The organism is Vibrio sp. 10N.286.52.C3, assembly GCF_041468865.1.
Classification (GTDB): domain Bacteria; phylum Pseudomonadota; class Gammaproteobacteria; order Enterobacterales; family Vibrionaceae; genus Vibrio; species Vibrio crassostreae_C.
Genome location: NZ_JBFRJM010000061.1, coordinates 144,348 through 162,836, shown reverse-complemented (window position 1 = coordinate 162,836; position 18,489 = coordinate 144,348). Strand labels below are relative to the sequence as shown.

The 18,489-nt window shown below is 45.6% G+C and carries 17 protein-coding genes; 5 read left to right on the top strand and 12 right to left on the bottom strand.

All coding sequences use genetic code 11. The annotated features are described in order from the left end of the window. Positions 1 to 80: 80 nt before the first annotated feature. Together AB4138_RS19475 and AB4138_RS19470 are read right to left on the bottom strand one after the other, a co-directional pair. Positions 81 to 248 (bottom strand): hypothetical protein, encoded by a 168-nt coding sequence (locus AB4138_RS19475; protein WP_017060175.1) that lies wholly within the window; start codon positions 246 to 248, stop codon positions 81 to 83. A gap of 106 nt (positions 249 to 354) precedes the next feature. After that, positions 355 to 1,233 carry a LysR substrate-binding domain-containing protein gene (locus tag AB4138_RS19470; RefSeq protein WP_017068948.1) on the bottom strand — a complete coding sequence of 293 codons (879 nt, stop codon included), beginning with the start codon at positions 1,231 to 1,233 and terminating at the stop codon, positions 355 to 357. 193 nt (positions 1,234 to 1,426) lie between these two features. Here AB4138_RS19470 and nagE point away from each other — a divergent pair, with 193 nt between their 5' ends. Then, positions 1,427 to 2,872 carry an N-acetylglucosamine-specific PTS transporter subunit IIBC gene (gene nagE, locus AB4138_RS19465; RefSeq protein WP_017064077.1) on the top strand — a complete coding sequence of 482 codons (1,446 nt, stop codon included), beginning with the start codon at positions 1,427 to 1,429 and terminating at the stop codon, positions 2,870 to 2,872. 124 nt (positions 2,873 to 2,996) lie between these two features. Here nagE and menE read toward each other — a convergent pair whose 3' ends face one another. From menE to AB4138_RS19435, 6 genes are all read right to left on the bottom strand, one after another. Next, positions 2,997 to 4,433, bottom strand: coding sequence for an o-succinylbenzoate--CoA ligase (gene menE / locus AB4138_RS19460; protein ID WP_372307339.1), 1,437 nt, complete (start codon positions 4,431 to 4,433; stop codon positions 2,997 to 2,999). Positions 4,434 to 4,497: 64 nt separating this feature from the next. Then, positions 4,498 to 5,505 carry an o-succinylbenzoate synthase gene (gene menC / locus AB4138_RS19455; RefSeq protein ID WP_017060171.1) on the bottom strand — a complete coding sequence of 336 codons (1,008 nt, stop codon included), beginning with the start codon at positions 5,503 to 5,505 and terminating at the stop codon, positions 4,498 to 4,500. Between the two features lie 75 nt (positions 5,506 to 5,580). Continuing rightward, positions 5,581 to 6,447, bottom strand: coding sequence for a 1,4-dihydroxy-2-naphthoyl-CoA synthase (gene menB / locus AB4138_RS19450; RefSeq protein WP_017064079.1), 867 nt, complete (start codon positions 6,445 to 6,447; stop codon positions 5,581 to 5,583). 105 nt (positions 6,448 to 6,552) lie between these two features. Then, positions 6,553 to 7,350, bottom strand: a complete 798-nt coding sequence (gene menH, locus AB4138_RS19445; RefSeq protein ID WP_017071715.1) for a 2-succinyl-6-hydroxy-2,4-cyclohexadiene-1-carboxylate synthase — start codon at positions 7,348 to 7,350, stop codon at positions 6,553 to 6,555. A 9-nt stretch (positions 7,351 to 7,359) separates the two neighbouring features. After that, positions 7,360 to 9,084, bottom strand: a complete 1,725-nt coding sequence (menD, locus tag AB4138_RS19440; protein ID WP_372307335.1) for a 2-succinyl-5-enolpyruvyl-6-hydroxy-3-cyclohexene-1-carboxylic-acid synthase — start codon at positions 9,082 to 9,084, stop codon at positions 7,360 to 7,362. Beyond that, a complete protein-coding gene (locus tag AB4138_RS19435; protein ID WP_017060167.1) occupies positions 9,081 to 10,388 on the bottom strand; it encodes an isochorismate synthase MenF in 1,308 nt (435 codons plus the stop codon). The genes menD and AB4138_RS19435 overlap by 4 nt, the downstream gene beginning before the upstream one ends. Before the next feature lie 296 nt (positions 10,389 to 10,684). Between AB4138_RS19435 and AB4138_RS19430 the strand changes: the two genes are divergently transcribed. The 3 genes from AB4138_RS19430 (at position 10,685) to AB4138_RS19420 (ending at position 14,245) form a co-directional block, all read left to right on the top strand. Beyond that, positions 10,685 to 11,917, top strand: a complete 1,233-nt coding sequence (locus AB4138_RS19430; protein ID WP_017060166.1) for a pyridoxal phosphate-dependent aminotransferase — start codon at positions 10,685 to 10,687, stop codon at positions 11,915 to 11,917. Between the two features lie 344 nt (positions 11,918 to 12,261). Next, the gene (gene yfbR, locus AB4138_RS19425) at positions 12,262 to 12,846 is read left to right on the top strand and encodes a 5'-deoxynucleotidase (RefSeq protein ID WP_017060613.1); all 585 of its coding nucleotides are present in this window, start codon (positions 12,262 to 12,264) and stop codon (positions 12,844 to 12,846) included. Positions 12,847 to 12,901: 55 nt separating this feature from the next. Beyond that, complete coding sequence (locus AB4138_RS19420) at positions 12,902 to 14,245, top strand: anti-phage deoxyguanosine triphosphatase (RefSeq protein WP_372307332.1); 1,344 nt, start codon at positions 12,902 to 12,904, stop codon at positions 14,243 to 14,245. Positions 14,246 to 14,271: 26 nt separating this feature from the next. On the opposite strand, the gene AB4138_RS19415 is transcribed toward AB4138_RS19420, so the two are convergent. After that, positions 14,272 to 14,871, bottom strand: a complete 600-nt coding sequence (locus tag AB4138_RS19415; protein ID WP_017060615.1) for a tRNA-uridine aminocarboxypropyltransferase — start codon at positions 14,869 to 14,871, stop codon at positions 14,272 to 14,274. A 9-nt stretch (positions 14,872 to 14,880) separates the two neighbouring features. On the opposite strand from AB4138_RS19415, the gene rrtA reads away from it, so the two are divergent. After that, positions 14,881 to 15,429 carry a rhombosortase gene (gene rrtA / locus AB4138_RS19410; RefSeq protein ID WP_017060616.1) on the top strand — a complete coding sequence of 183 codons (549 nt, stop codon included), beginning with the start codon at positions 14,881 to 14,883 and terminating at the stop codon, positions 15,427 to 15,429. Here rrtA and AB4138_RS19405 read toward each other — a convergent pair. The 3 genes from AB4138_RS19405 to AB4138_RS19395 all read right to left on the bottom strand — a co-directional run bounded on the left by AB4138_RS19405 (position 15,420) and on the right by AB4138_RS19395 (position 18,321). Beyond that, entirely contained in the window at positions 15,420 to 15,719 is a 300-nt protein-coding gene (locus AB4138_RS19405) for a helix-hairpin-helix domain-containing protein (protein WP_017060617.1), read from the bottom strand. The two genes, rrtA and AB4138_RS19405, sit on opposite strands and share 10 nt — an antisense overlap. Before the next feature lie 224 nt (positions 15,720 to 15,943). Next, positions 15,944 to 17,809 (bottom strand): peptidylprolyl isomerase, encoded by a 1,866-nt coding sequence (gene ppiD / locus AB4138_RS19400; RefSeq protein ID WP_372307329.1) that lies wholly within the window; start codon positions 17,807 to 17,809, stop codon positions 15,944 to 15,946. Between the two features lie 218 nt (positions 17,810 to 18,027). After that, complete coding sequence (locus AB4138_RS19395) at positions 18,028 to 18,321, bottom strand: HU family DNA-binding protein (protein WP_012604504.1); 294 nt, start codon at positions 18,319 to 18,321, stop codon at positions 18,028 to 18,030. Between the last annotated feature and the right edge of the window lie 168 nt (positions 18,322 to 18,489).

Here is an 18,489-nt window from a genome sequence, read left to right as displayed (position 1 = left end):
TCGGCGCACAAACAAAAAGGCAAAGCTCCAATGGGCTTTGCCTTTATCGTTTGTGGTAAGGGTATTCTTTGTTGTAACAATCACGAATCAAACAGGGGCTTATCACTCTTCTTGCTCTCTCTTTTCATTAAAACAAGTACCACAACCAACACAAATGCGGTGAGCTCAGCCAACGAACGAGTCAACCCTGACGAGATGATTGCTTGGCCTATCTGCAGTAAAACCGCAATGGTGAGGGCAATTTTCATAATAAGACCTTATTCTATAATCCGTTATTTATATGGCTTATTATGATGGATGGTTATAAAGATAATAAATTCTGTTTTGAACTATCTAATTGCTAAATTAACTAACCTAGCGCAACTGCCCTTCTAACCACTTAATAAAGGTTCTTACCTTAGGACGTTTTTCCGTGCCTAGCGGGCAGATTAAGTCATACCCTTGGTCTGTATCCATGCTCGGATAAGGTGTTATCAGCTCACCAGTCTGAACATACTGCTTAACAAAATGATAGCGCCCCATCGCGACACCGATATTGCTGAGGGCACTTCTTACGCCCATATCCCGGTGGCTCACACAGTAAAATTGCTCAAACAAGTTCACATCTAAGCCGTGGTGTTTAATCCAACGCTGCCATACATCTGACCCTAGTGCATGAATGAAATTAATCCGGTGCAGCGATTCTAAGCCATCATCAAAGATGTCGTGTTCAGCCGCGTAACTCGGTGTACATACCGGAATATACTTTTCACCAAACAGGCGCTGTCGATGCATGTCTTTGAGATTTTCAGCACCATAGTAAATAGCGACATCGAGATGATTTTGATGAAAATCCTGCTCTTCTTGCGAGAAAATATTGAGATTAAACTTTGGGTATCGCTGTTTAAAATCAGCCAACCTCGGCAGTAACCAACTGTTGGCAAATGCAGGACTGGTACCGATATTGATCTGTCCATACAAGTCTGTGTTGCTAATGTCTTCGATCTCACCAAAAATAGAGCTTAACGACTTGGATAACGTTCGTTGAAAGCGCTGGCCTTCTTCCGTTAGTTCCAGTTTACGAGTCCCTCGCACAAACAAGTTAAATCCGAGTTCACCTTCTAACACTTTGATTCGATGGCTAACGGCTCCCTGAGTCAAATGCAACTTTCTAGCCGCTAGCGTAAAGCTCATTTTCTCTGCAGCAACATTAAAAGTATGAAGATTTCTAAGTAAAGATTGATGGTTAGCCATACGAACTCATGCATTAAAAATTTTAATTCATACTACTACCCGTTTCGTTTGTTTGCATTAAGAAATAAGTTTTTAATAACCGCAGTTACTTAAAATCCTGCCTCGATCAATATTTGACTCCATACGTTGACGAGCAGAAACATTAAAAAAATTAATTACAAACTTAGGGGCACATATGAATATACTCGGGTATATGCAAAAAGTAGGTAAGGCATTGATGGTTCCCGTAGCCACACTGCCAGCTGCAGCAATCCTTATGGGGATCGGCTATTGGTTGGATCCTGTTGGTTGGGGTTCTGAAAGTATCTTAGCCGCATTCTTGATCAAATCTGGTGGCGCGATCATCGACAACATGGCGGTTCTATTCGCGGTGGGTGTCGCATTTGGTTTGAGCCGTGATAAGAATGGTTCTGCGGCACTGTCTGGCTTTGTGATGTTCCTCGTCGTCACCACGCTACTTGCTCCGGGCTCTGTTGCTCAGTTAATGGATGTTGAACTCAGTGAAGTGCCTGCGGCATTTGGCAAAATCAGCAACCAATTCGTAGGTATCATTGTGGGTATCATCTCTGCTGAGATCTACAACCGCTACTCAACGGTTGAACTTCCTCAAGCTCTAGCGTTCTTCAGCGGTAAGCGTTTGGTTCCTATCCTGACCTCAATCGCAGGTATGGCTCTCTCTTTTGCTCTACTTTACATCTGGCCAGCTGTTTACGACGCTCTGATCGTTCTGGGTATTAAACTAGAAAGCATGGGTGCGGTGGGTGCTGGTCTGTTTGGTTTCTTCAACCGTTTGTTCCTATCAGTAGGTATGCACCACGCTCTTTACCCTGTGTTCTGGTTCGACGTTGTTGGTATTAACGACATTCCAAACTTCTTAGGCGGCGCGCAATCTATCGCTAACGGTACGGGTATTCCAGGTAAAACTGGCATGTACCAAGCGGGCTTCTTCCCTATCATGATGTTTGGCCTACCAGCAGCAGCATTGGCGATGTATCACTGTTCTGATGCGAAAAACAAAAACCAAGTATTCGCAATCATGCTTGCGGCAGCTATGGCTTCATTCTTCACGGGTATCACAGAGCCACTAGAATTCAGCTTCATGTTCCTAGCACCCGTGTTGTTCCTACTGCACGCAGTATTAACAGGCCTATCGCTTTACATTGCAGCAAGCATGGAATGGATGGCAGGCTTCGGCTTCTCTGCTGGTTTCGTTGACCTAGTACTATCAAGCCAAAACCCACTCGCGGTTAACTGGTACATGCTACTGGTTCAAGGTGTGGTGTTCTTCGCGCTTTACTACGGTATTTTCCGCTTCGCTATCATCAAGTTCAACCTACGTACTCCAGGTCGTGGTGAAGAGATGGAAGCAGAAAAAGAAACTGAAACGCCAGAAGCATTGGCTAACCTAACCAACAGCTACATTGAAGCGGTTGGCGGTGCAGACAACATTCTAGAAGTCGATAACTGTATTACTCGTCTACGCTTAACTGTGAAAGACTCAGGTGCAGCAGACAGCGAGAAACTGAAGAAACTCGGTGCGGCAGGTGTGGTACCGGTTGGGAAAGGTGGTCTACAAGTTATCATTGGTCTAGGTAAGGTAGATAAAGTCGCTGAACAAATGAAGAAGGCACTCGCTTAACGCCAAATCTTGAATGACACGATAAATAATTAGAATTTGTGACGGCTTCACCACCGTCACAACCCCCTGAAGCGCAATTACGACTAGTCACCGTGTATTGCGCTTCATTTTATTGCTCTTCGCTCTATTTAGAACGGGTCTGCTGTAACCACTGCGCCAATCCAGCGCGCGAAACCTTAATACCATGTTGTTCCTGCTGAGGCATTCGATAATACTCAATAGGAAATTTGAACCGTTCAAGACGACCAGTTAACTGCTCGATAAACCACTCTTTGGTTGGCAACTCAGCACAATCGACAATCGCTGCAGGTCGAAATCCGAACTCATCATCTTCAATGGGAACAATAAAAGCCTGATTAACCTCAGACAATTGATTGAGTACTCGCTCAATTTCTTCGCAATGAATGTTCTCACCACCAGAAATAAACTGGTTGTCGGCACGGCCAATAATCGACACTTGTTCGCCAAGCCACTCACCAAGATCTTTGCTATCAAACCAACCGCTCTTATCAACTAATGGCGTTAAGTTACCTTGATAGTAATACCCGGACGCGAGCGTCTCCCCACCAATAAAGATACGTTGTTCTTCAATTTTTAGCTGGCGATGGTTAAGGACAAAACCGGCGGTGCTGCCGGCATCAACGGGCTTCGCAGTCACGGTTGAAGCCGCTTCAGTCATGCCGTATCCAAGCCATGTTTCGATGCCCATTTGTTGAGCTTCGAGCCCAAGTGCTTCTGGTATATGACTACCACCCAAAAGTACATGCGTTAAAGTAAGTGCTTGCTTACTCTTTAACAAACGATGTAGTTGAGTAGCGACCAATGAAGCATGACTGCATTCTTCTATATCGGTTTCAAGCTGACCTGTGCCTATTTTGATGCAACCACCAGCCGCCAACCAACGATGAACTATCGCCAGCCCCGACACATGGTACATAGGTAAACTCAGTAACCACGTGTCACCTTGTTGATAACGAAACACCTCAAGCAGCCCTGACGCAGAGCATAGGTGCTGCTCAAGTGTATGAACGACCGCTTTTGGGTTTCCGGTAGAACCTGAAGTGAATACGATGCTCGCTAGATTTTGCGGATTGAAATTGGATTCTTGAGGTGTCGTTATCTGCTCATCATCACCATCAAACTTCAGTTCACTTAGGCAAGGCAAGGTCACCAACTGAGTATTCAAATCGGCAGTCTCTGATTGCTCTATTCCGCTATTGCCCAAGAGCCAAAGGTAGCTCTGTTGATCTGCTTGATATAAGGAATCGAGCTTTTGCTTCAGGCGTAAACTAGGCTGAGGCATCGTAAACGCACAAACCACACCCAAATTGAGTGCGGCAAGATAAACAGGGATCACTTCAGCTTGATTCTTACCAACAATCGTCAGTACATCACCTTCAGATAGGCCTTGATGAGATAGCTGTTGTTGGTACTCACTAACCAACACAAACACTTGCTGCCAAGTATAAGTGCGGTGAGTGGTCACTAACGCTGGTTGAAGTGGGTTTTGCTGCGCCCACTTTACCCAGAGCGGGGGATGATTAGATTGTGGGCGCATCATATGATAACCAAAAATAGATTAAGAACTTGTTAAGCTAACTAAATAGCCATTCAAATAGCTCGGTCTAAGAAGACCAAATCAATTGTTGCTTTTCAAGCGTAGAGACAGGCAACTGACAGCCCGGCCAAGAAACCTCTAGCTGCTGCTTGAACAAGCCAATCGTATCCAACCCCGGCACTTCATTTGGCAAATATTGCTGCGCCAGACGAGCAATCTGAGTCAGACCTAGGCTCGACTCAATGCTTGAGCTCAATACAGGTTTCATTCCAAGCTTCTGTGCTCGCTCAATGATTGCCACGCAACGCTCGACAGAACCAATAAGAGTTGGCTTGATCACGACTGCTTTAACACCAGTAAGGTCGCTAAGATCAAATTCCGGGCTGCGCACCGCTTCTTGCAGTGTCTCGTCCCACGCAATCGCCACACCATGGTCAATGGCAAAGGCCAAACTGTCTTCTGGCTTTTGGCAAGGCTCTTCGATAAAGCTTATACGCTGGCGCATTGACGGCGAAATGTATTTAATGAATTGCTTCGCTTTCTCTGGCTTCCACGCACGGTTGGCATCAAGTCTTAGAGTCAAATCAGGGATCGACTCAAGGAATAAGCTAACCAACATGCCATCGCGAATCGCTTCGTAGAGGCCGACTTTCACTTTCGCGACCTTCTCGCCTACCATCTCATTCAATACAGGAATCAGTTCATCTGGATCGCCTGTACACAAAGGCGCCGCTTGGTAGTTACCTTGAGCGTTAAGATCGCCTCGCAATTCCATCATCGCCATTGAAAAGCCAAACGCGACAGAAGGATACAGCTCGTCGAAAGGCGTTTGAGGCTTATTGTGGCTCCAAAGCTCTAATTCGTGTTGAAGCTGAATGCCAGCTTGTTCGGCATCTTCTTGGCTAAAACCGGGCAAAGGCGCAACTTCGCCAAAACCAGTTTTACCATCACACTCAAGTTGGATGATATAGCCAACACGTTCGTTCAACTTATTGTCACGAAGAACCACACCACTATCCATAGGTAATTGATAACGGTAAAGTTTAGCGTGACGCTGAGAATTCACTGAGTTCATAAAGTTTCCTAAAAAACGGGGAACATCAAAACAAAACGAGCCGCTATTAGCGACTCATTTTGAAGAGGAGAAAGACTATGGATTACGCGGGAACTTGTCGAAGTCCGGTCGACGTTTCTCGTTGAATGCGTTGCGGCCTTCTTGGCCTTCCTCTGTCATGTAGAACATCATGGTTGCGTTACCAGCCAACTCTTGTAAGCCTGCTTGACCATCACAGTCAGCGTTCAGTGCCGCTTTCAAGCAACGCAGTGCCATTGGGCTGTGTTGAAGCACTTCACGACACCAACGAACTGTCTCTTTTTCTAGGTCAGCAACAGGAACAACGGTGTTTACAAGGCCCATGTCCAGTGCTTCTTGTGCATCGTAGAAGCGGCACAAGAACCAGATTTCACGTGCTTTCTTTTGACCAACGATACGAGCCATGTAAGAAGCACCCCAACCGCCATCGAAAGAACCCACTTTAGGACCCGTCTGACCGAACTGCGCGTTTTCAGCTGCAATAGTAAGGTCTGCCATCATGTGAAGTACATGACCACCACCGACTGCCCAACCCGATACCGCTGCGATAACTGGTTTTGGACAAGTACGAATTTGACGTTGGAAATCAAGTACATTCAAGTGGTGCGTACCTGAGTCATCTTGGTAACCGCCGTAGTCACCACGGATACTTTGGTCACCACCAGAACAGAACGCCTTCTCACCAAGACCAGTCAAAATGATTACGCCAACTTTCTCGTCATAACGAGCATCAGCCAGTGCATTGATCATCTCTTTTACGGTTTGTGGACGGAACGCATTGTGCACTTGAGGGCGAGCAATCGTGATTTTCGCAATACCGTCATCAGACTTGTGGTATTGAATATCTTCATATTGACTGCTTTCATCGCGCCAGTTAACGGCTGCGTAAAGTTCTTCTTCTGTGATGCCTACTGTTTTAGCCATGATGATTCCCATTGTTCTATTAGAGAGCGCGACTAGCGTAGAGTCGCGACGGTGTTGCTCTGCTTTCTATAGCGCTTGATACGAGAGGTTCGCTCAGTCAGTTCATCAACGACTGGCGATACATTGGATGATCAGATTTGAAAACATCTCTGGTTGCTCAAAATGAACATTATGACCCGCGTAATCCACCTGACTATATTCAAAGCCACTATTCTCAGCTAGCTCCATGAATTTACGATCTTTTTCTCCACATACATAATGCAATAAATGCTCATGAGATTTCAATGTGGCACGTAAATCCGGTTGCTTAGCTAACGAAGTAGATAACAACATATTTGCTACGGATACTCCAAGGTTACCACTACGCTTTATGACCAAAGTTTGTCTTTGCTCATGATTTAGTGAAGAAAAGACGCTTTGTTGATACCAATCGTCTAAAACATCTTCAATCGACTGCTGTGCAAAGCGAACAGCCCATTGCGTATCGTGTACTAACCTTTGTGCTCTTTCTTCATCACATTCCAAGCCAAAGTTGCCACCTTCAATGATGACTTTCTCTAAGTTAAGAGTTTCGAAGCAAGGGCTTGTTACCCCATACATGGCAAGCCTTCCCCCCATAGAATACCCAATCACCACGATAGGATAATCGACAGGAAGATCGTTGAGAGCCAGCTGAGATGTGATGCACTGAACAATTTTCTTACAGCAATGATCAAACCCTACCGGATCGATAAAGCGACTTTGTCCGTGTCCGGGTAAATCTATGCAAAGGAGAGGAAAATCCTCAAGGAATGGATGACATGCACTCCAATCATCCCCGCTTCCGAGTAAACCATGTAAGAAAACAAGCAAAGGTTTGTCAGAAGAATCTTGTACAGCTGGGTAATAATCGGAGTAAAGCATGTAAAGTCCTTAGGCTAATGCCTCGGTGAGCATTGAACTGAATTGTTTCAGCAAAGTAGACGCTTGTTCGGGAGGCGTCTTAACTTCCACGAGCAAGGTACCCTGACCCTGTTCGAAATGTTGTTCGATAATGGTTTGATAGCAATTCAAGGTTTCTGGCGCAGCGTATCCCAACTGGAATTGCGCAGCAGCGTGTTCAAAACTGAAACCATGAGGCATTTGATAAAGTGACTGTTTCTGCTGCTCTGGCACCGGCAATAAATCAAAGATCGCACCACCATCATTGTTGGTCACAACAATAACCATCGGCGTTAAATTATGAGTCAGCAGAGCCAGTGAGTTGAGATCGTAAAGCAAAGAAGTATCGCCAATCAACATCAATAAGGGGTTCTGGTTGGCTTTTATCACTCCCGCAGCCGTCGCCACCAAGCCATCAATGCCCGATGCACCACGATTGCTGTAAACCCGATTCGCAGATATTGAAGACAGCATATCCACCAGCCTTACCATCAAGCTGTTTCCCACAAACAACTCTCTGTCTTTAAGTCTAGACGACAAGTCAACTGCAACACTCAACTCTGTCAGTTGGTCGTTATTAGAGATTTGCGCCAACGCTAACTGCTGAACCGTATTCGCGACTTCCGCCAAAGATGCCGCCCAGCCAGCATGTTCTCCCAACAGCGTTGGTAGATGTTGCTCTGATAACCAATGTTCGATATCAGCGACAATATGAGTTTGAGGCAGATGATCTTGATTAATACGATGTGCATCTGGTGAAACAACGATGTACTGCGATGAACAAAATGTGGCAGCTTGTTCTTTTACCCATTGGTTAAGACGCTTAGATACGATGCGCTCACCAAACTGGATAATAAAATCACACTGACTAAGCTGTGCTTTGGCTGCGTCACTTTGCATCCATAAATCATAGTGTTTCCAGTCACTACTGACACCCGATTGAGGGTCACAGAATACTGGCCAGCCCAAAGCTGTCGCAAACTGCTTGGCTTTAATTGCGGCTTCATTCTCGATAGAACCAATAATCACTGCGCCTTTACGAGCGACATAATCACTTGCTGAAACAGGCTGAGCGATTAAATGACTGGGCAAATAAGTGTTCGAGTAAAGGCAGGTTGAAGCTCTCCAAGCTGCCACGCTCTTTGTATAATCCGCATACATCTCGGCGCTATTAGCGGAATAAAGCGGTTCTGGGAACGGACAGTTGATATGAATAGCCCCACCGACGCTGCGCTGTTTCGCCAGTGCGTTATCAACCGACGTCAAAAGCCAATTCAAAGAAACTTGTGTCGTTGGACTTGGAAGGTTTAGTGCCGTTTCAACGTGAGACGAAAAGATACCCTGCTGCTGAATCGCTTGATTGGCACCACAGTCGACCAAGTCGATGGGCCTATCAGAGGTTAGCAAGATCAGCTTCTCTCGGGTCAGCCCAGATTCAGCCGTCGCAGGAAGCAAATTCGCCACAGCGGTTCCTGATGTCACAATCACCGCAACCGGTTTGTTGCTAGCCTTTGCTAAGCCTAAAGCTAAAAACCCAAGACCACGCTCATCAAAGTGCGTGTGTAAGGTTAACTTGGAGTTGGCTTCAGCTTCGAGAGTTAGCGGCGTTGAGCGAGAGCCCGGAGCAACACAAACATGTTCAACGCCATTGCGTGCAAGCTCTTCAAGTAACGTGTGACACCAAACTCTATTTAATACGGCTTGGTCGTGATTCATGACGCGACACCCAATGGAGGGTGATCTGAAATTAAGCTAAGCAGAGTAGACATCTTCTTGTTCAGCTCTTGCCATTCATGTTCGGCAACCGATCCCGGCACGATCCCCGCGCCAGCAAACAGTTGTACTTGATCGTTTACAATCAAGGCGCTTCGAATCGCCACGCAGAATTCCGCTCGCTGATGACTGATATAGCCTACAGAGCCTGCATACCAACCTCGTGCAAACGGTTCGTGTTCAAGAATGAAATCCATCGCCTCTTTACGAGGTAAACCCGCCACCGCAGCAGTTGGCTGTAAGGCAGCAAGCAACTGCACACCATTAACGCCATTGTTGAGCTGAGCATGGATATTGCGCTTCAAATGCTGCACCTTACGCAAGCGCACTAGACGCGCATCCTTTTCAACATGGACCGTTTGAGAATGAGGAGTGAGACGCTCAATGATGTCGTCGACCACATACTGGTTCTCATTGAGGTTTTTGCTGTCTTGAGAAAGCCAGTTGGCCAGTTCCATATCCTCAGTAGCGTTCTCTCCGCGACCAATGGTTCCAGCAAGCGCCTCGGTATCAAGCTCCATACCATGTCGGCTATATAAGCGCTCTGGTGTCGAGCCAATGAAACTGTGTTTAGAATCCAGCACCAACATAAAGTGGAAACTGTGGTGATTTTGCAGATAGCTGGCTTTAAGTAATTGAGCTGCGCAGATAGGCGCATCGAGTTGCAGTGTGGTTTTACGTGCTAAAACGACTTTTTTGTACTCTTCATCGCTAATGCCTTGCAGCACTTTATCGACAAGGTTGCCCCACTGCTCTCTTTCTGGAACGTGATTGATCTGTTCAATATGGGCAGACAAAGGCGCCAATATCGCGGCTTCTACAGAAAGCTTATTCAAAGCATTAATAGAAGAAACGCGATCAGGGGACAAATTAACCGCCAGCGACCAAGTATTGTCAAAGCGGATCAATTCAACCTGAGGAAGGAAGAAAAACGACTCCATGCAGCGACGGTTCTTTGCGGTGTGCCCATCAAACGAGCGTCCACCCCAGATTCGTTGGTCTTCACCAAGAATAGCGTACGCGGGTGCAGGATCTGAAAACGTATGTAACTGTCCGAGCGCAACAACCTCTTCACGAGTGTCGCGTGACTGCCAGTAGAACTTAGGAAAGAGCGGTTGAGCATGAAGCCATTCTATAAATGCAAACGATGGTTTTTGCGTTAGAACTTCAACACAACGAACTTCGCTTGCTTGGGCATTTTGTACTCGCTCAATCAAAGCGGAGATAGTTTGCTGGAAATGTGACAAATCGACCTCGTTCACATCTAAATTATTATTATATTAGTTTGATACTTTATGGGCAGTACCCACTTAGATCAAGAATGTACTATATCTTTTCAACATTCCTGTGATTTTAAGCGATCCCGCCCCTTTATTCATCTTAGCCAATAACCAAGAAAGCGATTAATTAAAATTTAGAAAAGAGTGACAACAAAAAGGCTAAACGTGATACTGAAATGCGACATTCATCAGATTTTTATTCTATCAAACGCCATTTTGCGGTACTTTAATAAAGTATTTAAATTAATTTCAGGAAATCGGCAATGCAAAATATCGGGATGTCGTCAAAACTCAACAGCGTATGCTACGAAATCAGGGGGCCTGTACTCAAACATGCTAAGCGCATGGAAGAAGAAGGGCATAAAATACTGAAGCTTAATATTGGTAACCCCGCCCCATTTGGTTTTGACGCCCCTGATGAAATCCTTGTTGACGTAATCCGTAACCTACCGACATCTCAAGGTTACTGCGACTCAAAAGGCATCTATTCAGCCCGCAAAGCGGTTGTTCAGCACTACCAGAAAAAAGGCCTACGTAACCTTGATGTAGAAGACGTTTACATTGGTAACGGCGCATCAGAGCTTATCGTTATGTCTATGCAAGCGCTACTGGATAATGGTGATGAAATCTTAGTTCCCGCTCCGGATTACCCACTATGGACAGCGTCTGTTGCGCTTTCTGGTGGTACACCGGTTCACTACATGTGTGATGAAGATGCTGATTGGTATCCAGATCTAGACGACATGCGCGCGAAGATCTCACCAAAGACGCGCGGCATCGTTCTTATCAACCCGAACAACCCAACAGGCGCGGTATACAGCCGTGATTTCCTATTACAAGTGGTTGAGATTGCTCGTGAGCACGGTTTGATCATCTTCGCCGATGAAATCTACGACAAAGTACTTTACGACGGTGCGGTACACACTTCAGTGGCAACGCTTGCTGAAGACGTATTAATGGTCACGTTCAACGGCCTATCTAAAGCTTACCGTGTATGTGGTTTCCGTGGTGGTTGGATGTTCTTAACAGGCCCTAAACACCTAGCGAAAGGCTATGTAGAAGGGCTAGAAATGCTGGCCTCAATGCGTTTGTGTGCCAACGTTCCGATGCAACACGCTATCCAAACCGCACTCGGTGGCTATCAGAGTATCAATGAGCTGATTCTTCCAGGCGGTCGACTGCTTGAACAGCGTGACCGTGCATGGGAACTGATCAACAAGATCCCTGGCGTTTCTTGTGTGAAACCGAAAGGTGCAATGTACCTGTTCCCTAAAATCGACACCAACATGTACAACATCAAAGACGATCAGAAGTTTGTACTCGACTTCCTTAAGCAAGAGAAGGTGCTATTGGTTCAAGGTACGGGCTTCAATTGGCCGAAACCGGATCACTTCCGTATCGTGACTCTGCCGCACATCGAAGATCTAGAAATCGCAATTGGTCGTTTAGAGCGCTTCTTACAGACTTACAGCCAAGACGACCTCATCGAAGGTTAATGAGCACAAAGAAAGATGGCTACAATTTGCTGTTTTAAAAGACTTTAACTTGTATTCATTCACTTCTATGCTTAAAAGGCTCCTGTTTAGGAGCCTTTTTTGTATCCGCTGTCTCGTATCCCTGTGCAAACACAAGATACGAGTGGAGTATTGTTTATACCAATCACAGTAAGTAAGTGTTCAGAAATAGCGTAGGGAAAAAGCTTGAGAACAAGGCAGCTATTTTCGACAAGCAGCTTCGATAAGTAGTTATTCTACAATCAAAAATTCTAACATAGTTATCGAGTTTTTTAACAAGCTAGGATGACCAGTTATTTACTACGATTGGTACTATAAGGACATTTATGAAACAGAGCCATTTCTTTGCCCATCTCGCACGCATGAAGCTAATTCAACGCTGGCCCCTGATGCGTTCGGTATCAAGCGAGAACATTTCAGAACATAGCCTACAGGTTGCTTTCGTGGCACACGCCTTGGCACTGATCAAAAACAAGAAGTTTGATGGTCAGCTTAACCCCGAGCACATTGCTCTGCTTGGCATGTACCACGACACCAGTGAGGTACTGACGGGTGATTTGCCAACGCCAGTTAAATACTACAACCCGGATATTGCACAAGAGTATAAGAAAATAGAAGCCGCGGCAGAACAAAGACTGCTTTCGATGTTGCCAGAAGAGTTCAGAGACGACTTCGCCCCCTTCTTAATATCTGGTACTGCGAGTAAAGAAGAGCAAAGCATCGTCAAGCAGGCAGATACTATCTGTGCGTACCTGAAATGCTTGGAAGAGCTCAGTGCGGGCAATCATGAATACGAGCAAGCCAAGCGCCGATTGGAAGAGACACTCGAACAACGCAAAAGCCCAGAAATGGACTACTTTCTCACCACATTCGCACCGAGCTTTGAATTATCACTAGACGAGATAAGCTAGCTGGGTATAAGTTGTTTTTAATTAGCTAAATAAAATCAATTTGATAGGTGCTATTTTGAATTCTCAACTCGAACCACCCTTTGTACTCGAACAAGAATGGCAGCATCGAAATGACGATGAACATAAAATAAGACGGGATGACCACCGCAGCCCGTATCAGCGTGATCGTGCGCGCGTGCTTCACTCTGCTGCTTTCCGTCGCTTACAAGCGAAAACCCAGATCCATGGCACCACGGTCAACGACTTTCACCGAACGCGCCTTACCCACTCTCTTGAGGCCGCTCAGCTTGGCACCGGTATCGTCGCTCAACTGAAGAAAAAGCAGCCCGAATTTCGAGACCTATTACCCTCAGACAGTTTGATTGATTCACTGTGTTTGGCTCACGACATCGGTCATCCACCCTATGGACATGGCGGCGAAGTCGCACTCAACTACATGATGCGCGACCACGGCGGCTTTGAGGGCAACGCTCAAACGTTTCGCATAGTCACACAGCTAGAACCTTACACTGAACATCACGGGATGAACCTATCTCGACGCACTTTGTTAGGTCTAATTAAGTACCCTTCTCTGCTGAGTGAGGTTCAAGCTAAATTGCAGTCTGAACCCGTTAAGCATCAACGACAACTCCGAGCTAAAGATTGGATGCCAGCAAAAGGCATCTACGATCATGATGAAGAGTTGTTTAACTGGGTGCTTGAACCGCTTTCAAGCAGCGACCAACAGCTCCTAAAACAGAAAAGAAAAATGCATACCGAGCCACTTGAGCACAACAAGACCAAATATAAGTCACTGGATTGTTCGATCATGGAACTTGCTGACGACATCGCGTATGGCGTGCACGATTTAGAAGATGCGATTGTGCTTGGCTCTGTGACCAAAGCTCAGTGGGTCGAATCGGCTTACCCTCAACTGAAAGAGATGGCCGACCCATGGATTTGTGAACACCTAGATTCAATTACAGAGATGCTTTTCTCTGGTGAACAGTATCGTCGAAAGGATGCGATTGGTGGGATAGTCAACGCACTGTTGACCAGTATCTCGATTAAGCGAGTGGAGGCTAACTTTGAGAATGTACTGTTGGCTTACAATGCGGTGCTCGAGCCGAGCATGGACGGCACACTCGATAAGCTGAAACACTTTGTCAGCGAGTTCGTTATTCAAGTGCCACAGGTTCAGGTCATCGAATACAAAGGTCAACAGATCATCATGGATATGTTTGAAGCATTCAGCGCAGATCCTGAACGCTTGCTGCCACTGCCCATCAAGAAGCAATGGCTACAACATCAAGATGAGTCTCGAAAAATGCGCGTGATAGCCGATTACATTTCATCGATGACTGATGATCTTGCGCAGAAAATGCATCAGCAACTGTTCTCAGCTCATACCGAGTTTTAATTCCTGACTCACTTTACTAAAACGGCTTAATCTAAGTAGTTTTTCTCAAACACGCCCGGCGGCATTTGATTGATTTGAAACTGAATCATTTGGTCAAATGCCGTTAGCAAAGGGCTAAAGTCGCCATCACGCTCTAACAAGCTAAGTAAATGATAGCCAGCTTCAACGGTTGAAAGGCTATTTTCACTGGGTGCTTTGCGAATTCGGTAATTACCCTTGAGATCTTTCGGTAAATGAACCGTGTTCAACGCATGCAAGTTACTCGATACTTGCCACATCTTGAATGCTTTCTTCCACGTGCCATCCAATAAAATCACACGCAGCTTCTTATTGGGAGATGTCGCCGACTCAACTGAAACGGAGTTTTCGCTTGGGTATAAAATCACATGTTGATACTGTTCATCGCACAACAATGCGTTGAGTTGTTCGTTGTCTGAAAAGTCTTCGCCAACAAACGTCACGCTGTTATTAAGAGATAACGAGAGAATACGCGCTGTTCCCATCGGACGATGCTCTTCTGATGGGTGCTGAAGAATGATAAGCTCAACATTCGATTCGAGTGGTGTAACCCACTGACAAATACAAGCTTTCAAAGCCTTGCTGCATTGGGGGCAATAACGAGACATGGATTTAATGTGTACCCTGTTTTAATTTTCATTTCACTTTTATGCGTCTTATTCCAATTTGAGCCAATACAAGCTTGGGTCGTTTGGGATAGCAATGCGATTGCCGATGGGCAATGGTGGCGAATCCTAACAGGAAACTTTTCACATACCAACTACTCGCATCTTCTGATGAATCTAGCAGGCTTGTGGATCATCAGCTACCTGTTTCAACCGAGTAAAAAACAGCTTGTTGTTGCTTTGCTTGTGATCAGTTTAGTGACTGGCGTCGCTCTGTTGTTTTCAAGTATTCAGATCTACGTTGGCCTATCGGGCACTTTGCATGGGTTGTTTGGCTTATTCGCGCTCAGAGAGGCTTTAAACGGCAGGAAGTCTAGTTGGCTGTTAGTATTCGGATTAGTCGCTAAAATCGCTTGGGAGCAGCTTATTGGCCCTTCTAGCACGACTGGTGAACTGATTAATGCTCGTATCGCGATTGAAGCCCACCTAGCAGGTGCATTGGCCGGAGGCTTCATATCTATCGCTTCATTTCTAACAAGTAGAAAAACGGGTCAAAGTTGAATTCTTTCGCGGTTCTTTTCAACCGTCGCTTCACCTATCCCTTTGACACTCACCAAATCATCAGCAGTAGTAAATGCCCCGTTCTGATCTCTGTAATCGACGATTTCTTTGGCTTTCTTGTCACCCACGCCAACCAATAGTGCTGAAAGTTCTTCTGCCGTCGCGGTATTGATGTTGACCGTAATCTCAATGCCTTCGTAAAGCTCAGCCTTGGTTGGGCTGTCTGCAAACACGGCAGGGCTTAAGAGCATCAGAAATGAAAGAATTAGTGTTGAATATATCGTGCGCATAAATAGTTCCTTTGTTCAAAAAACGTAACTTATGCATTTGCCGCGCTAGATAACACAATCACCAGATAAAAATAAAGCGGATCACCTAAGTGACCCGCTTCGTTATACATCTTATTTTCATCAGCTTGTTTGTTGGCTCACAAATCTGAATTAAAGCCTAACAATCACGTGTTGATTTCAGTAGTAAGCTCTAACTTGAGCTTGCTACTGAGGTAATCAAACGCTTACTGACCTTGACCCACTACGTAGTATTCAACGTCTGCGTTTTTACGAAGTACGTTTAATACGTTAGTCAGGTCTTGCTGGTTACCAACTCGCTCCAACTGTGCACCAATTTGAGTGCTGTAGGCTGGGTTGATCTCAGCCGTTACTTTAGAAAGCTCAACAACAACGATATTACCGTCTTGGTCTTTAGATTGACCGAACACAGCTTGACCTGCTTCTGGTTTCGCTAGAGCGAATACAGATGCCGCTAATGGCGAGTTACGGTCAATCGTTTCAAGTTCAGTGAACTCAAGGTTGTTGTCCGCTAGTACTGCTTCATTGCCTTGCTCAAGTTCGTTCACTAGAGAAACACCTAGCTCAACCGCTTGCTGCTCTGCTTGTACAGCAGACAGTGCAGCGACAACTTGATCTTTCACTTCAGCTAGAGGAAGAACTGTCTCATCACGAGTCTCTTCTACACGAACAACAATTACGTGCTCAGGTGCAACTTCGATAACTTCCGAGTTTAGACCGTCTTCTTTCACTTCAGGGCTCAAGATAGCTTGCATAACTGCAGGCGTCATCAGAACTTCTGGAGCGTCAACTTGAGAGATGAAATCTGTCGTTGTGATCTTCGCGTTGATAGCTTCTGCAGAATCATCTAGAGAATCTGGGAATTCAAACGCTACTTTTTCTAGCTCAGTTTGTTGCTCGTAGAACTGATCAACTGCGTGTTGGTCTAGAAGCTCTGTCTTAATCTCTGCCGCTACTTCAGTGTAAGGCTGAGCTTGAGACGCTTTTAGTTCGTCTAGCTTGATGATGTGGTAGCCGAAATCAGATTTAACTAGGCCAGTAGTATCGCCAATATTCTCAAGAGCGAAAGCCGCGTCTTCGAATGCAGGGTCCATAACATCGCGCTCAATCCAACCTAGGTCACCGCCAACGTCTGCACTACCGAAGTCGTCAGATTTCTCTTCCGCTAGCGTAGCAAAATCAGCGCCTGCATTTAGCTCGTCTAGGATTGCCTGAGCTTTCGCTTCGTCATCGCCTTGAACTAGGATGTGGCTAACTTTACGTTGCTCTTCCGTTGAGTACTTGTCTAGGTGCTCTTGGTAGTATTTCTGTGCTTCTTCATCGCTTACTTCAAGCTGAGACTTAAGCGCTTCAGCAGAAAGCTCAATGTAAGATACCTTAGCTTGCTCTGGACGAGTGTAAGCTGCTGGGTTCTCTTGGTAGTACTGTTCGATTTGCTCGTCAGTTAACTCGATGTCTTTTGCAAGGTCAGCAACAGACAGTGTCACTGTGCGAATGTCACGAGTTTGTGCGATAAGCTTGCTCTGAATATCGATTTCGCCCTGAAGAACGAATTCACTGCCTTGAAGTGCAGTCACAAGCTGGTTGCGCATAAGGTCACGACGCATGTATTCAGCGAAGCTCTCTGCGCTGAAACCTGCACGACGTAGTGCCGATTGGTAAACTTCTTGGTCGAATTGACCCGCCGTTTGGAACTGAGGCATTTCTAGAATCATGGTGCGGATTTGAGAATCACTGATTCGTAGGCCTAGAGACTCAGCTTGCTGCTCAAGCAGTACGTCATTGATCATGCGATCAAGTACTGATTTACGGAAAGACTCTACGTAAGCAGGGTCTGCAAGCATTTGCGCGAAGTAATCGCCAAGTTGAGACTGCATACGATTACGTTCGTTTTGGTAAGCCTGTTCGAACTCACCACGAGCAATTTCTGTGTTGCCAACTTTAGCTGCTGCGTTGTTACCGCCACCGGTGATGTAGCTGCCTACACCTGCGAATACGAATGACAGGATAATCAACCCAAGGATAATTTTTACCGCGATGCTATTCACGCCTTCGCGTAATCGATCCATCATAATTTAAGTGCTCTCCGGATATGAAGCATTGGCTTCAAAATAAAAATCTATTCACGCGATATTATCAGAAAAAGAAATGCGCATCAGTAGGATGCGCATAATTTAAATAAGTTCAATGTGCTTTGTACACATACTGTTTAAGAATGAAACATCATTTTTCAAACAGTAAACGCATTTTACTGCCTTCCCCTCTTAAATGGAGGTTTCAGCAGTGAAAATTAGTTACATGCGTCTTTAAGTGCTTTACCCGCTTTGAAGCCAGGTACTTTAGCTTCTGCGATTTGGATCTCTTCACCAGTTTTTGGGTTACGACCTGTACGAGCAGCACGAGTACGAACACTGAAAGTACCAAAGCCAACAAGTGCAACTTGGTCACCAGATTGTAGCGTTGTGCCAACTGCTTCGATGAATGCGTCTAGAGCGCGGCCAGCTGAAGCTTTAGAGATGTCTGCGTTTTCTGCGATTGATTCTACTAGTTGTGTTTTATTCACTGTTTTTCCCCTATGTGTCATCTGTGACTACTTCTGATGACTGTACGTTCCATTTTGGTTTTAATTTAGCCGCAAGCCTTATTGCAAAAGGGCTGCCGCTTTGATCAATAACTTAGCGTCCAAAAAAAACGCTGACAAGCCTTTTCGGGCCTATCAGCGTAATTCTTTACTTATTTTTGCTATGCATCA